This window comes from Rhodoferax sp. TS-BS-61-7 (assembly GCF_002943465.1).
In the GTDB taxonomy this organism is placed as follows: Bacteria; Pseudomonadota; Gammaproteobacteria; order Burkholderiales; family Burkholderiaceae_C; genus Allorhodoferax.
The window spans coordinates 1,075,838-1,087,904 of the sequence record NZ_PTQY01000001.1 but is presented as its reverse complement, the minus strand read 5'-3'; the positions used below and the strand labels follow the sequence as shown (position 1 = coordinate 1,087,904).

Below are 12,067 nucleotides of genomic sequence, written 5' to 3'. Positions count from 1 at the left end.
AAGGAGTTTTCCCATGGCTGACGATCTGAAAGACACCCTCTCCACCGCTGCCCCCGTGCAGCGCCGTAGCCTGCTCAAGGGCACCGCCGGTATTCTGGCCGCGGGCATCTTCCCTGCGGTGCACTCGGCCGAGCCCATCGTGCTGCGTTACCTCGGCACCGCGGTGAACCAGGACAAGATGATTGCGGAGAAGTTTGAGAAAGACACCGGCATCAAGATCCAGTACGTGGCCGTGACCACCGACGACGTGACCAAACGCGCCGTCACTGCGCCCAACAGCTTTGATCTGATCGACACCGAATATTTCTCGCTCAAGAAGATCGTGCCCACCGGCAACCTCAAGGGCATTGACGTCAAGCGCATCAAAAACGCGGACAAGATCACCAGCCTGTTTACCACCGGCATGGTGGCCGGCAAGGCCGTGGGCGACCAGGGCACAGCGCCCAAAAAGGTGATTTACCTCGAAGGCGAAAAGAGCAAGGTGTTTGCCAAGAGCCCCACCCAGTACATGAGCCTGATCCCCACCGTGTACAACGCCGACACGCTGGGCATCCGCCCCGACCTGATCAAACGCCCCATCTCGTCGTGGGCGGAGCTGCTGAACCCCGAATTCAAGGGCAAGGCCGCGATTTTGAACATTCCTTCCATCGGCATCATGGACGCGGCCATGGTGGTGGAAGCCATGGGCATCTACAAGTACCCCGACAAGGGCAACATGACCAAGAAGGAAATTGACCTGACCATCAAGACCCTGATTGAAGCCAAGAAGGCTGGCCAGTTCCGCAGCCTGTGGAAAGACTTCAACGAGTCCGTCAACCTGATGGCCTCGGGCGAAGTGGTGATCCAGTCGATGTGGTCGCCTGCCGTGACGGCCGTGCGCACCAAGGGCATTGCCTGTAACTTCCAGCCGCTGAAAGAGGGTTATCGCGCCTGGGCTGCCGGTTTTGGTCTGCCCGCCACGCTGTCCGGCAAAAAACTCGACGGTGCCTACGAGTTCATCAACTGGTTCCTGGACGGCTGGGCCGGGGCCTACCTGAACCGCCAGGGCTACTACAGCGCCGTGCTGGACACCGCCAAGAGCAAGATGGACGCGTACGAATGGGCCTACTGGATGGAAGGCAAACCCGCTACGCAAGACATCAAGAGCCCCACTGGCGACGTGCTGGCCAAGGCCGGCCAGGTCCGCGACGGCGGCAGCTACGAAGCGCGCATGGGCGGCATTGCCTGCTGGAACGCGGTCATGGACGAAAACAACTACATGGTCCAGAAATGGAATGAATTTGTAGCGGCGTAGCCGCACCCCCGTCCAGGCGCACTGCGTGTCGCCTGTTCCCCCCCTTGAAAGGGGGCAACACCAGCGGTCTGGCAAAGCCAGTCCCGCGGTGTTTCTGGAACGGGCGACGCTACGCGCGCCTTGGGCGGGCCCTAACTACCTTGGTATACGGATAGGCACTTATGAGCGCACCTTCAACACCCTCACTTCCGGCGGCAGCAGCCCCGGGTCGCACCCTCGCGGCCTGGTGGCAGGCCTTGCCGCTCACCACGGTGTTTGCGCTCTTCTTTTTGGTTCCACTCGCCCTCATCGTGATGGTGAGTTTCTGGGACTTCAACGAATACGAGTTATTGCCCGGTTTTACCTTCAAGAACTACATCGCCATTTTTGAAGGCTGCAGCAACACCAGTGATTGGTGTGTCACTTTTAAAACCTATTTCTCCACCTTCAAGTTCAGCTTCCTGGTGTGGCTGATCACGCTGGTGGTGGGTTTTGCGGTGTCGTACTTCCTGGCCTTCCATGTGCGCTCCAGCAGCGTGCAGACGCTGCTGTTTGTGTTGTGCACCATCCCGTTCTGGACCAGCAATGTGATCCGCATGATTGCCTGGGTGCCGCTTTTGGGCCGCAATGGCCTGGTGAACCAGACGCTGATGGGCATGGGCACTATTGAGACGCCAATCGAGTGGCTGCTGTTCTCGGATTTTTCGGTGGTGCTGGCCTTTGTGCACCTCTACACCATGTTCATGATCGTGCCCATCTTCAACAGCATGATGCGGATTGACCGCAGCCTGATCGAGGCCGCCAGCGACAGCGGCGCCACCGCCTGGCAAACGCTGTGGAACGTCATCGTGCCGCTGTGCCGCACCGGCATCATCATTGGCTCCATCTTTGTCATCACCATCGTGATGGGCGACTTCGTGACCATTGGTGTGATGGGTGGCCAACAGATCGCCTCCATCGGCAAAATCATCCAGGTGCAGACCAACTACCTGCAGTTCCCGCTGGCTGCGGCCAATGCAGTCATCCTGCTCGCCATCGTGCTGATGATCATCTGGGCCCTGACCCGCATGGTTGATATTCGCAAGGAGCTGTGACCATGCAAGAACAACGTTCTCCCGCCTTCTGGTTGCTGGCTGCCTTCTTTGCGCTGTTTGTGCTGTTCATGTACGGGCCCATGCTGGTCATCGTGGTGCTGAGTTTTCAGGGGCCTGAAGGCGGACTGACTTTTCCCATGCGGGGCGTATCGCTGCACTGGTTTTACAAGCTGGCCGAGGGCCTGGGCGTGGTGGACATTGGCGCCGCGCTCAAACGTTCGCTGGGCCTGGGCCTGGCTGTGATGGCCCTGACGGTGGTGCTGTCGGTGCTGGCGGGGTTGGCGTTTCGCAAAAAACTGGCGGGGGGCAACGCCCTGTTTTTTATCGTGGTAGCCAGCCTCATCATGCCGTCCATCATCGTGTCGCTGGGCATTGGTTTGGAGTTCCGTTTGCTGGACACCGGCATCAAGGCGGCGCTGGAGACGCTGGGCATGCAAACGACGCTGGAAGGCTATGGCACTTCGCTTGGCTTATTCACCTCGGCCCTGGGTGCGCACCTGACCTGGACGCTGCCCTTTGGCTTGCTCATCATGTTTGCCATCTTCAACCGCTTTAACCCGGCGTATGAAGAGGCTGCGCGCGACCTGGGCGCCACACCCTGGCAGGCCTTCAGCCAGGTGGTGCTGCCGCTGATAGCACCGTCCGTCGTGGGCATTGGCATGTTTGGTTTTACCTTGAGCTGGGACGAAATTGCCCGCACCTCACAGGCCATTGGTGATGTAAACACCTTGCCGCTGGAGCTGCAGGGGCTCACCACCACGGTGACCACACCGTCCATCTACGCCCTGGGCACCGTGACCATGGTGGTATCGTTTCTGGTGATGGGACTGGCGGTAGGCCTGTCCTCCCTGCTGGCCCGGCGCCAGCGCGCAAAGCACACCCCATGAGCGAATTTGTTGCCCTGACCGAAAACGAGATTTACGAGCGTATGGTGGCCACCATCCTGGACCACCGCCTGCCGCCCGGCACCAAGCTGATTGAAGAGAAACTGGCCAGCGCCTTTGGCGTGTCGCGCACCCGCATTCGGCCCGTGCTGGTGCGCCTGGCCAATGAACAAATTGTGACGTTGATCCCCAACCGCGGCGCCATGGTGGCCCAGCCCACCGAGAAAGAAGCGCGCGAAGTGTTTGAGGTGCGCCGCATGATCGAGCCCACGCTGATCGAATGTTTCATCGCCAGCGCCACGGCCGATGACATTGCCGTGCTCACCCAGTGCATCAACGACGAAGAGGCAGCCCGCGCTACGGGTGACATGCGCCGCGCCATCCGCCTCTCGGGCGACTTTCACCTGCACATTGCCAATGCCTCGGACCACCAGACACTGGGCCGCATTCTGCGCGAGCTGGTGTCGCGCACCTCGCTGATTTTGATGACCTACAGCGATAACCATTTGCAGGCGCGCGCGGAAGCCACCTCGTGTGGTTGCCAGGAACACCGCGCGCTGCTGGATGCGATCCGCCTGCGTGACGCGCGCGAGGCGGCGCGCCTGATGCGGGAGCATCTGGCACAGCTGGAAGCCCAACTCCGCTTCACCGCCACAGAAGAGGCGGCGCCGGATCTGGCTTCGCTGTTCGGCCATCCCAGCACACCCCATTGACACGGCCCATGCGCCATCTGTTGGTTATCAACCCCAACACCTCGGTGCATGTAAGTGCGCTGCTGCAGTCCCACGCGCAGGCCACGGCCGGCCCACAGGTAATGGTGCGCACCGTTACCGCACGGTTTGGTGCGCCCTACATTGCCTGTGAGGCCAGTTATGCCGTGGCGGCCCATGCGCTGCTGGACCGCTGGGCCAGTGCGCTGCAAGACGACCAGCCCGCCCCCGACGCTGTGTTGATTGGCTGTTTTGGTGACCCCGGCCTGCTGGCCTTGCGCCAAGGTAGCCAAGCGCCGGTAACAGGGCTTGCCGAGGCATCGTTCCATGAAGCCTCTCAATATGGCCCCTTTGCCATCGTGACCGGGGGCGAGCGCTGGAAACCCATGCTGGAACGCCTGGCCTACACGCTGGGCCATGCACCGGCATTGGCCGGCATCCACACCGTGGTGCCCAGCGGGGCCGAGCTGGCCAGCAACCCCGAGGCCGCCATTGGCCTGCTGGCCCAGGCCTGCCGCGAAGCGGCCGAGCGCTGGCAGGTGGGCGCTGTGGTGCTGGGCGGTGCCGGGCTGGCCGGCATGGCTGCAGCGGTGCAGGCCCATGTGGCCGTGCCCGTGATTGACAGTGTGCAGGCCGGTACCCGCCAGGCACTGGCACAACCCGCTACGGGCGTGTCCCACAACGGCTTTGCCATCGCATGGGAAGGTATGGGCGAAGCCCTGGCGGCCCTGGGCGAACGTAAGCAGTTGCTGCAGGTGTAAAGCCTTGTAAGAGGGGTCATCCACCGCCCGGGCCTGGCGTTGTGGGTGCATAAACCGCCACGTTTGGCGGTACGGGCTACGGCCCCTTTCATCGCATGACTATCTACACCGTTTCTGCAAAGACCTTGCGCACTTCACTGGCCACGCTGGGTCTGTTGGCCCTGGTGCACACCGCCCACGCGGACGACTGGACACCGCTGTTGGGCGGGGGTGCCGGTGCGGCAGCCGGCGCGGCCATTGGCCAAAGCATGGGTGGCAAACAAGGTGCGGTGGTGGGGGGTGCTCTGGGTGGCGCTGCAGGTGCGGCCGTCAGTACCCGTGGCTCGGGCCAGACCGGTGCCGTGATTGGCAGCGCCGTGGGCGGTGCCGCCGGTGCGGCCGTGGGCCAGTCGGTGGGTGGGCGCACTGGCGCCGTGGTGGGCGCCGGTGTAGGCGGTGCTGCGGGTGCCGGCGTAGGCCGCAGTGTGAGCCAGCAGCATGCGCAGTCACGGGCCTATGGACCTAACCCTTATTACCAACGCGCGGGTTACCGCGGCGATGATCACCGCCATGGTTTCAAACCCCACAAGGGCAAAGGCCATGGCCACCACCACGGTCGCGGCCGTGGCCATGACCGCCATGACGACTGAGTGAGCCCGGTTTAACTGCGCAAGGTCTGGCCAAAAAAGGCCAGCGTGCGGTCCCAAGCCAGTTTGGCGGCAGGGGCATCAAACCGTGGCGTGGTGTCGTTGTTGAAGCCGTGCTGGGTGCCCGGGTACTGGTGGGCCGTGTAACGGGCCCCGGCAGCCTTGAGGGCGGCTTCGTAAGCCGGCCAGGCCGCATTGATGCGTTCGTCCACCGCCGCAAAGTGAATCAGCAGCGGGGCCTTGACCTTGGCGGCCTCCTCAGGCGTCGGATGGTTTCCATAGAAGGGCACGGCCGCCGCCAGATTGGGCAGGCGCACCGAGAGCGTGTGTGCCATACCACCGCCGTAACAAAACCCCACCGTACCGAGTTTGCCGTTGCCCTGCGGCAGGGTTTGCAGCCATCCCGCCGCGGCCACAAAGTCTTCGCGGGTTTTGGTCTGGTCCAGTTGGGCAAACAGGGTGCGTGCCTTGTCTTCGTCGCCGGGGTAACCCCCCAGCGGTGTCAGGGCGTCGGGCGCCAGTACCAAATACCCTTCCAGCGCCAGCCGGCGGGCAATGTCTTCAATGTGGGGGTTGAGGCCCCGGTTTTCGTGCACCACCAGAATGCAGGGCAGCTTGCCATCCGCCTTGGCGGGCTGGGCCAGGTAGCCTTTGATGCTGCCGTAACCGGCGGGCGAGGGGATATCGACCATGCGGGTGCTGATGCGTGCATCGTCTTTGGGCACCACCTGGCCCATGGCAAAGTTGGGGCTCAGAGCCGCCAGCAGGCCCACAGCCGTGGCGCCACCCACGGCAAACTTCTGGGCCTTTTCCAGAAAACCACGCCGGTCCACCAGACCGTGCACATAGGCATCAAACAGGATCAGCAGTTCTTGGTCGAAGTCTTGTGCGGTCTTGCGTTGCATGGAGGCCTCCAAAAAGAAGGCAGCTTAGCCCGTTGTGCTTCCGTTTGTATTAACAGGGCTGGATGCAGGGTTTTCGCCCAGGGCCACTTCACCACCCAGGGCCTCCAGCAGATCCGGAATCAGCTGCACCAGCTCACCCGTGGCAATCGCCACATCGGCATCAAAGTTGTCGTCCTTGCCGTCGCCCGCTGCCTTGGCCGCTTCTTCGAACACGGTGTCCAGAAAGGCAATTTTCTTGATCTGCAAGGCCTCTGTCAGCACAAAAGACACACGTTCGTTCCAGGTCATGGCCAAGCGGGTGGGCATTTTGCCCAGGGCGATGTGTTGCGCGACTTCGTCGGTGTCCAGCGCATGGCGGGTATAGCGCACCACAGCTTTGGACTCGTCGGCGGCCTTGAGTTCACATTCGCGGTCGACACTAAAGTCGGGTGGTGCCTCTTGCGTGCCCAGCCAGCTCGCCATGGCCGCCGCGGGAGACACCTGGGTGTTGATGAGCTGCACAGCCAGGCCGTCCACGGCCTTGATCAGCGCGGTCATCACCTCGTCAGCCTTGGCCTGGCTGCCGGCATCGAGCACCAGGCGCCCGGCCTTGGGGTCGATCCACACCAGCACGCTGGACTGTTTGGTAAAGGCCATGGGCAACAGGGCCAGGCGCGCATCGTCGCGGATCTCGCGGGCTTCTTTTTTGCCAGGTTTGCGCCCGGTCGTCGCCTCGATCTGCTGCAGCTGTTCCTGCACCTTGCGTTTGACCACCGAGCCCGGCACGGTTTTCACCTCAATCATGAGTTTAAGCAGCCACTGGCCGCCAATGATCTCCACCAGCGGGCCATGGGCCTGACCACGCGGCTCGGTCCAACCCACCGACTTCTCCTGGCTCGCGCCACATTCGACAAACCGTGCGCCGTCCAGCGCCTCTTCCAATTGCGCTTGCGTGGTCGACCAGGCCGACACCAAGCGGTACACCATCATGTTTTTGAACACGTTTACCCTTTTCTTGCAGAACCGGGCATTGTGATGCAACTTTACAAACCCTTATCCCAACGCAATCGCCAGCGTTACATGCGCGCCGCACACTAACTCTCAACCTGATGGCGATATCCGCTACGGGTTCAAGACCTAAGGAGCTCCCGATGAAGACCCATTTAAAAACCCTGATCATTGCCACCCTGCTGGCTGGCGCTGGCGTCTCTGCCTTCGCCAACAAAGATGGCAGCGCCATGATGGATGGCAAACCGCGTGCGGAACACCGCCGCATGGACCCTGCCAAGATGGAAGAGATGCACGCCAAACGCAGCGCCGACCTGAAAGCCAAGCTGAAGATCACCGCGGCCCAGGAAGGCGCCTGGACCACCTTTACCGCAGCCATGAAACCACCCGCCCGTGATGCGCAGCAACGGCCTGACCGTGCCGAGCTGGAGAAGCTGAGCACACCAGAACGCCTGGACAAGATGCGTGCACTGCGCACCCAGCACATGACGGACATGAACACAGCCATGGAAAAGCGCGACCAAGCCACCAAGGCGCTGTACGCGACCTTGTCCGCCGATCAGAAAAAGCTGTTTGATGCCCAGCACGCTGGCAAACACGGCAGCCGTGGCGGCCGCGGCAAATAAGCTCAGGCGAGCAACTGGGCCAGTTCGCCACTGGCGATCAGGGCCTGCACGTCACTGGCACCGCCGACCAGCGTGCCTTTGACAAACACCATGGGGAATGTGGGCCAGCCGGTCCACATTTTCAGGGCGTTGCGACGGCGCCACTGGTTCAGGTAACTGCCGTACTCCAGGTAGGTGTAGGGCACCCGCGCCGCGTCCAACGCGGCGCGCGCTTTTTTGGGCATGGGGTTCAGCCCCATGCCCACCACCACCACGGCATCACGGGCAACGGCGGCCTGCACTTCCTGCACGATGTCCTGCTGGTGGCCCGCAATGCGCGCACGCACAGCGGGATGAATCTGGGTTTCTTCCAGGATGGGGCGGGGCATGGCAGTCTCCAAAGGGTAGGGCGCACGGATTATGCAGGCCAGGGCTGGCTTGATGGAAATCAATGTCCGGGCCGCATGCGGGGCCTACACTGCTAGGCATGGCCACTATGCCCACACCCCCATTCACCCCTCCTGTGGTCCGCAGCATTGACATGATGCGCCCCATGGCCTGGCTGGTCTTGGCGTGGCGCGACATGGTGCGCGCGGGCTGGGCCAGTGTGGCCCATGGGCTTGTGCTGGCGATGTTGGGCGCCGCCATCGTGGCCGTGGCCCACCAGCGTTTCTGGCTATTGGCCGGGGCGCTCTCCGGGTTTTTGGTGGTAGCCCCGGTGCTGGCAACCAGCCTCTACGCACTGAGCCGCGCGCTGGAGCGCAAAGAAACAGCCGACTGGAGCGTGGTCTTCAAGACCTGGCTGAACTGGCAACACAGCCATTTCAACAAATGGGGCAACGACTACTGGTGCATGGTGCAGTTTGGCGCCTTGCTGGCCTTGGCAGCCACAGGCTGGGTGGTGACATCGGCCGCGCTGATTACCCTGCTGGCACCGGTACCCATCCACACCCCGCTGGACTTTGTGCACCATGTGGTGCTGGCGCAAGACAGCTGGTTGTTTGAGTTGTGGCTGGCCCTGGGCGGCGTGTTGGCGGCGCCCTTGTTTGCCTCCAGCGTAGTGTCTATGCCCTTGTTGCTGGACCGCCGCATTTCCTTGCTGCAGGCGGTATTGACCAGCTGGCGCACGGTGCTGGCCAACCCGGTGCCCATGGCGTTTTGGGCCGCGCTGATCATGGGTTTTACGCTGCTGGGTTTGGGCTCGCTGCTGCTGGGGCTGATTCCCGTGATTCCCATGCTGGGCCATGCGAGTTGGCACGCCTACCGGGACCTGGTAGATGCTTCGGCCCTGCCAGCCCGTGAAGCGTATTCCGAACCGTATGCACCGAGGGACAAACGCTGATGTTCGGGTTTTCGGAAGAACAGATTGCCGGCTTTGGCCTGAGCTTTGGCGTGGGCGGCTTCATGCTCTACATGCTGTTCATCATCGGGCAGCTGGCCTGGGAATCCAAGGCCGGAAAGTTCGGCACCTTTGTGCTGTTTCTGGGCCTGGCCTTTGGCATGGTGGGTTTTGCCGCCAAATTTGTGATTCAGTGGCTGCTGACGCCCTGAGCCCCCATCAGCCAGGGCCTCAGGCGCCCAGCACCCGATTTTTACCAGCGCGTTTGGCCAGGTACATCGCCTGGTCGGCACGTTTGATGGCGTCCGCCGCATCTTCATCAGCAATCAGCTGCGCCACACCGGCACTGAAGGTGATGAGTACTTTTTCTGTCCCTGCCAAGAAAAACTTTTTGGTTAATTCGCGCTGCAAGCGGGTCATCGCATCAATCCCTTTGTCCAAGGGTGTATCGGGCAGCAAGATGACAAATTCTTCACCGCCATAGCGGGCCAGTGTGTCCTGAGGACGCATACATTCACGCGCCACCTTGGCCAGGTGGGTGAGCGCAATGTCGCCTGTGGCGTGGCCCATGGTGTCGTTGAGTTTTTTGAAGTTGTCGATGTCGAGCAAGGCTACGCTCAGAGGCGCGTCTTTGCGCCGCACATTCGACACTTCGCGGTTCAGTGCTTCGTCCAGGCCCTTACGGTTCAGGGCACCTGTTAACGGATCGTGGCGCGCCTGAGAACTCACCCGGTCCAGTTCCAGGTGCAGTTTGGCCAACTGGGCATCGGTTTCCGTGGCACGCACACGCATGTTTTGCAACTGTTCGCGCGAGACCTGGCTCTCCTGCGCCATCGAACGGGTGGTGCTCACCACATCTTTGAGCACCGGGGCAATCTCGGCAATCGACTTGGCCTGTTCAATCAGCTTGGCACTCTCTTCCAGCTTTTGCTGGAAGTTTCCGGTGGATTGTGTCATTTGTGAGAGCCGCTCCACAAACATTGCCAGCATGCTGCGCATCTCGTTCTGCGCTTGCAGGGTTTTTTGCTTGGCATCTTTCTGTTTGAAGATGACGTCTTTCAACCGGCGCTCCACATCGTCCAGGCGTCGCAAAGTCAGCGGTGGAGTGGAGGCCTCCATCAAGGCATCCATCTGGCCTTTGAGCCATTGCTCATCAAGACTGAGTTCCCCAATGTTTTCAAACACCAGATGCAAAAGCTTGAGCAAGGTGTTGCGAACTTCCGCTTGGTCTTCTGCAGCAAAGGAAAGGCGGTGGCTGTAGTTGACCAACATGAGTTTGGCGGCAACCACGTCGGTTGCGGGCTGGCGCAAGGCCCTCACCAGTGTTTCCGTTTGCTCGTTGAAGCGGGGATCGTCATTGCCCAGTGCAGGTTGTGCGTACTCAATCAATCGACCAATCTGGGCCAGGAACTCAGAGGTCAGGGCCGCCGGTGCAGGGCTGCCCAATCCTGGGTCTGCAGGCAAACTGGCCACATTTGCAGACGCAGCACCGTCGGGTGCATTCACTGGGGTGAATCCGCCATACGCCACCAAAGCGGATTTCACCCCGTCCCAGCTCAGGCGATCGATGGAATAGTCCAACAAACCTTTCTGCTTTTGTTGTCCTGGTGTTTTGGTGGGCAGGGACTGGGAAATGTCGCGCAGGATGTCGGCCGGAAAGTGCGGCACATGGGGAATGCCGGCAATCTCGTTGTAAATAGACAGGTAGTTGGCCGGTGTGGGAACCAGCTTGCGCGCGGTCAGCTGCTTGAGTGTTTCGCGGGCAATTTCAAATGGTTTTTTATCGGCCATGGCAGTACACAGTGTCTAAACAATGTTCAGGAAGGCACGTACAGCATCGACCGTGCGCTGGGGGTCTTCTTCATGGGGCACATGCCCCAAATCATCAAATACAAACAAGCGGGCATTGGGTAAATCCCGCACAAACTTTTGGGCATTGTCTGGCGGAATCAGCCGGTCACGCGCCCCCCACATCACCAAGCTGGGTATTTTGAGGGTTTTCAAGGCTTCTGTGTCGCCAGACAGACCTTGTTGAAAACGGTAAGCCAGCGCAGCCCGGTTACCCGCGCGCAAGGTCAGCTCATAGTAGCGGTCCACCAGTTCAGGCGTGACCTTGGACGGATCTCCATACACATTGCGCAAGCTGCTCTGGACCACACCACGCGGCAGCACGTATTCCATGAGATGGCGCAGACCAGGCAAGCGGGCAAGCTCAAAACCAATCGGCACCGACTGGGAAACAATGGGGTAACCCGCAGAGTCCACCAGAATCAGTTGGCTCACCCGCTGCGGCTGTGCCACAGCGGTGGCCCAGGCAATATGCCCACCCAGGGAGTTGCCAGCCAGCACAAATGTCTGGACCCCCAAGGCATCGACCACCTGGGTGACAAACTGCACATAGGCGGCCATGGAGTAATCATTGGCAGGGTGGGGGCCGGTGAGGCCGAATGCAGGCAGGTCAAAACGAATGACCCGGCGGCGGGCCTTCAAATTGGCGGCCCAACCATCCCAGGTGTGCAAACTGGCCGATGTTCCATGCAACAAAACAATCGGATGGGGGTCGTCACGCGGGCCTTCGTCACGCAGGTGCACACGCATGCCGCCTACCTCCAACCAGGTGGAGGGTGGCTGGGCCCAGCGTAGCGCCAGTTTTTCCACACTGCGGTCAGGGGCCCAGGTGGCCAACAGACCAGCTACCAAAAAAACACAACACGTGACAACCACCACCAACACGATGCGCAAAAGGTATTTCATGGTGAGCGACTGTACTCTGTCATTGGCAGCCCCACGATCTCTAATAACCCTGTGCATAAATTTCTAACAAGCCACAAGTTATCCACAGATTTTTTGCAAAGGCACAAGTTATCCCCGATTGGGTAGCAA

General features: G+C 60.9%; 14 protein-coding genes. 9 read left to right on the top strand and 5 right to left on the bottom strand.

The genetic code is table 11. The annotated features are described in order from the left end of the window. Window positions 1-13 precede the first annotated feature (13 nt). The 6 genes from C5F53_RS05140 to C5F53_RS05115 all read left to right on the top strand — a co-directional run bounded on the left by C5F53_RS05140 (window position 14) and on the right by C5F53_RS05115 (window position 5,351). Complete coding sequence (locus C5F53_RS05140; protein ID WP_105260203.1) at window positions 14-1,294, top strand: PotD/PotF family extracellular solute-binding protein; 1,281 nt, start codon at window positions 14-16, stop codon at window positions 1,292-1,294. A gap of 161 nt (window positions 1,295-1,455) precedes the next feature. Beyond that, window positions 1,456-2,367 (top strand): ABC transporter permease, encoded by a 912-nt coding sequence (locus tag C5F53_RS05135; protein ID WP_105260202.1) that lies wholly within the window; start codon window positions 1,456-1,458, stop codon window positions 2,365-2,367. A 2-nt stretch (window positions 2,368-2,369) separates the two neighbouring features. Beyond that, window positions 2,370-3,254: an ABC transporter permease gene (locus C5F53_RS05130; protein WP_105260201.1), complete on the top strand. Its 885-nt coding sequence runs from the start codon at window positions 2,370-2,372 to the stop codon at window positions 3,252-3,254. Next, entirely contained in the window at window positions 3,251-3,964 is a 714-nt protein-coding gene (locus tag C5F53_RS05125) for a GntR family transcriptional regulator (RefSeq protein WP_105260200.1), read from the top strand. The genes C5F53_RS05130 and C5F53_RS05125 overlap by 4 nt, the downstream gene beginning before the upstream one ends. A gap of 8 nt (window positions 3,965-3,972) precedes the next feature. After that, window positions 3,973-4,722, top strand: a complete 750-nt coding sequence (locus C5F53_RS05120; RefSeq protein ID WP_105260199.1) for an aspartate/glutamate racemase family protein — start codon at window positions 3,973-3,975, stop codon at window positions 4,720-4,722. A 125-nt stretch (window positions 4,723-4,847) separates the two neighbouring features. Continuing rightward, window positions 4,848-5,351: a glycine zipper domain-containing protein gene (locus C5F53_RS05115; RefSeq protein WP_201740789.1), complete on the top strand. Its 504-nt coding sequence runs from the start codon at window positions 4,848-4,850 to the stop codon at window positions 5,349-5,351. Window positions 5,352-5,362: 11 nt separating this feature from the next. Here the strand turns inward: C5F53_RS05115 and C5F53_RS05110 are convergent, their stop codons facing one another. Both C5F53_RS05110 and C5F53_RS05105 read right to left on the bottom strand, forming a co-directional pair. After that, a complete protein-coding gene (locus C5F53_RS05110; protein ID WP_105260197.1) occupies window positions 5,363-6,253 on the bottom strand; it encodes a dienelactone hydrolase family protein in 891 nt (296 codons plus the stop codon). Between the two features lie 24 nt (window positions 6,254-6,277). Next, complete coding sequence (locus C5F53_RS05105; protein ID WP_105260196.1) at window positions 6,278-7,234, bottom strand: recombination-associated protein RdgC; 957 nt, start codon at window positions 7,232-7,234, stop codon at window positions 6,278-6,280. 149 nt (window positions 7,235-7,383) lie between these two features. Between C5F53_RS05105 and C5F53_RS05100 the strand changes: the two genes are divergently transcribed. Continuing rightward, a complete protein-coding gene (locus tag C5F53_RS05100) occupies window positions 7,384-7,866 on the top strand; it encodes a Spy/CpxP family protein refolding chaperone (protein WP_105260195.1) in 483 nt (160 codons plus the stop codon). A gap of 2 nt (window positions 7,867-7,868) precedes the next feature. Here C5F53_RS05100 and C5F53_RS05095 read toward each other — a convergent pair whose 3' ends face one another. Beyond that, window positions 7,869-8,234 (bottom strand): glutaredoxin, encoded by a 366-nt coding sequence (locus C5F53_RS05095; protein WP_105260423.1) that lies wholly within the window; start codon window positions 8,232-8,234, stop codon window positions 7,869-7,871. A 107-nt stretch (window positions 8,235-8,341) separates the two neighbouring features. On the opposite strand from C5F53_RS05095, the gene C5F53_RS05090 reads away from it, so the two are divergent. Both C5F53_RS05090 and C5F53_RS05085 read left to right on the top strand, forming a co-directional pair. Beyond that, window positions 8,342-9,187: a DUF2189 domain-containing protein gene (locus C5F53_RS05090; protein ID WP_105260422.1), complete on the top strand. Its 846-nt coding sequence runs from the start codon at window positions 8,342-8,344 to the stop codon at window positions 9,185-9,187. Continuing rightward, window positions 9,187-9,396, top strand: coding sequence for a DUF2788 domain-containing protein (locus tag C5F53_RS05085; RefSeq protein WP_201740788.1), 210 nt, complete (start codon window positions 9,187-9,189; stop codon window positions 9,394-9,396). Before C5F53_RS05090 ends, C5F53_RS05085 begins: the two co-directional genes overlap by 1 nt. A gap of 19 nt (window positions 9,397-9,415) precedes the next feature. On the opposite strand, the gene C5F53_RS05080 is transcribed toward C5F53_RS05085, so the two are convergent. Together C5F53_RS05080 and C5F53_RS05075 are read right to left on the bottom strand one after the other, a co-directional pair. Further along, entirely contained in the window at window positions 9,416-10,975 is a 1,560-nt protein-coding gene (locus tag C5F53_RS05080; protein WP_105260193.1) for a GGDEF domain-containing protein, read from the bottom strand. A gap of 15 nt (window positions 10,976-10,990) precedes the next feature. After that, window positions 10,991-11,938, bottom strand: coding sequence for an alpha/beta fold hydrolase (locus C5F53_RS05075; protein ID WP_105260192.1), 948 nt, complete (start codon window positions 11,936-11,938; stop codon window positions 10,991-10,993). Between the last annotated feature and the right edge of the window lie 129 nt (window positions 11,939-12,067).

Excerpts from the sequence above, each read along its gene's own strand:
- C5F53_RS05085 (WP_201740788.1), top strand. The coding sequence starts at position 9,187 with ATGTTCGGGTTTTCGGAAGAACAGATTGCCGGCTTTGGCCTGAGCTTT.
- C5F53_RS05140 (WP_105260203.1), top strand. The coding sequence starts at position 14 with ATGGCTGACGATCTGAAAGACACCCTCTCCACCGCTGCCCCCGTGCAG.
- C5F53_RS05100 (WP_105260195.1), top strand. The coding sequence starts at position 7,384 with ATGAAGACCCATTTAAAAACCCTGATCATTGCCACCCTGCTGGCTGGC.
- C5F53_RS05135 (WP_105260202.1), top strand. The coding sequence starts at position 1,456 with ATGAGCGCACCTTCAACACCCTCACTTCCGGCGGCAGCAGCCCCGGGT.
- C5F53_RS05130 (WP_105260201.1), top strand. The coding sequence starts at position 2,370 with ATGCAAGAACAACGTTCTCCCGCCTTCTGGTTGCTGGCTGCCTTCTTT.
- C5F53_RS05080 (WP_105260193.1), bottom strand. The coding sequence starts at position 10,975 with ATGGCCGATAAAAAACCATTTGAAATTGCCCGCGAAACACTCAAGCAG.
- C5F53_RS05095 (WP_105260423.1), bottom strand. The coding sequence starts at position 8,234 with ATGCCCCGCCCCATCCTGGAAGAAACCCAGATTCATCCCGCTGTGCGT.
- C5F53_RS05110 (WP_105260197.1), bottom strand. The coding sequence starts at position 6,253 with ATGCAACGCAAGACCGCACAAGACTTCGACCAAGAACTGCTGATCCTG.
- C5F53_RS05120 (WP_105260199.1), top strand. The coding sequence starts at position 3,973 with ATGCGCCATCTGTTGGTTATCAACCCCAACACCTCGGTGCATGTAAGT.
- C5F53_RS05125 (WP_105260200.1), top strand. The coding sequence starts at position 3,251 with ATGAGCGAATTTGTTGCCCTGACCGAAAACGAGATTTACGAGCGTATG.
- C5F53_RS05075 (WP_105260192.1), bottom strand. The coding sequence starts at position 11,938 with ATGAAATACCTTTTGCGCATCGTGTTGGTGGTGGTTGTCACGTGTTGT.
- C5F53_RS05090 (WP_105260422.1), top strand. The coding sequence starts at position 8,342 with ATGCCCACACCCCCATTCACCCCTCCTGTGGTCCGCAGCATTGACATG.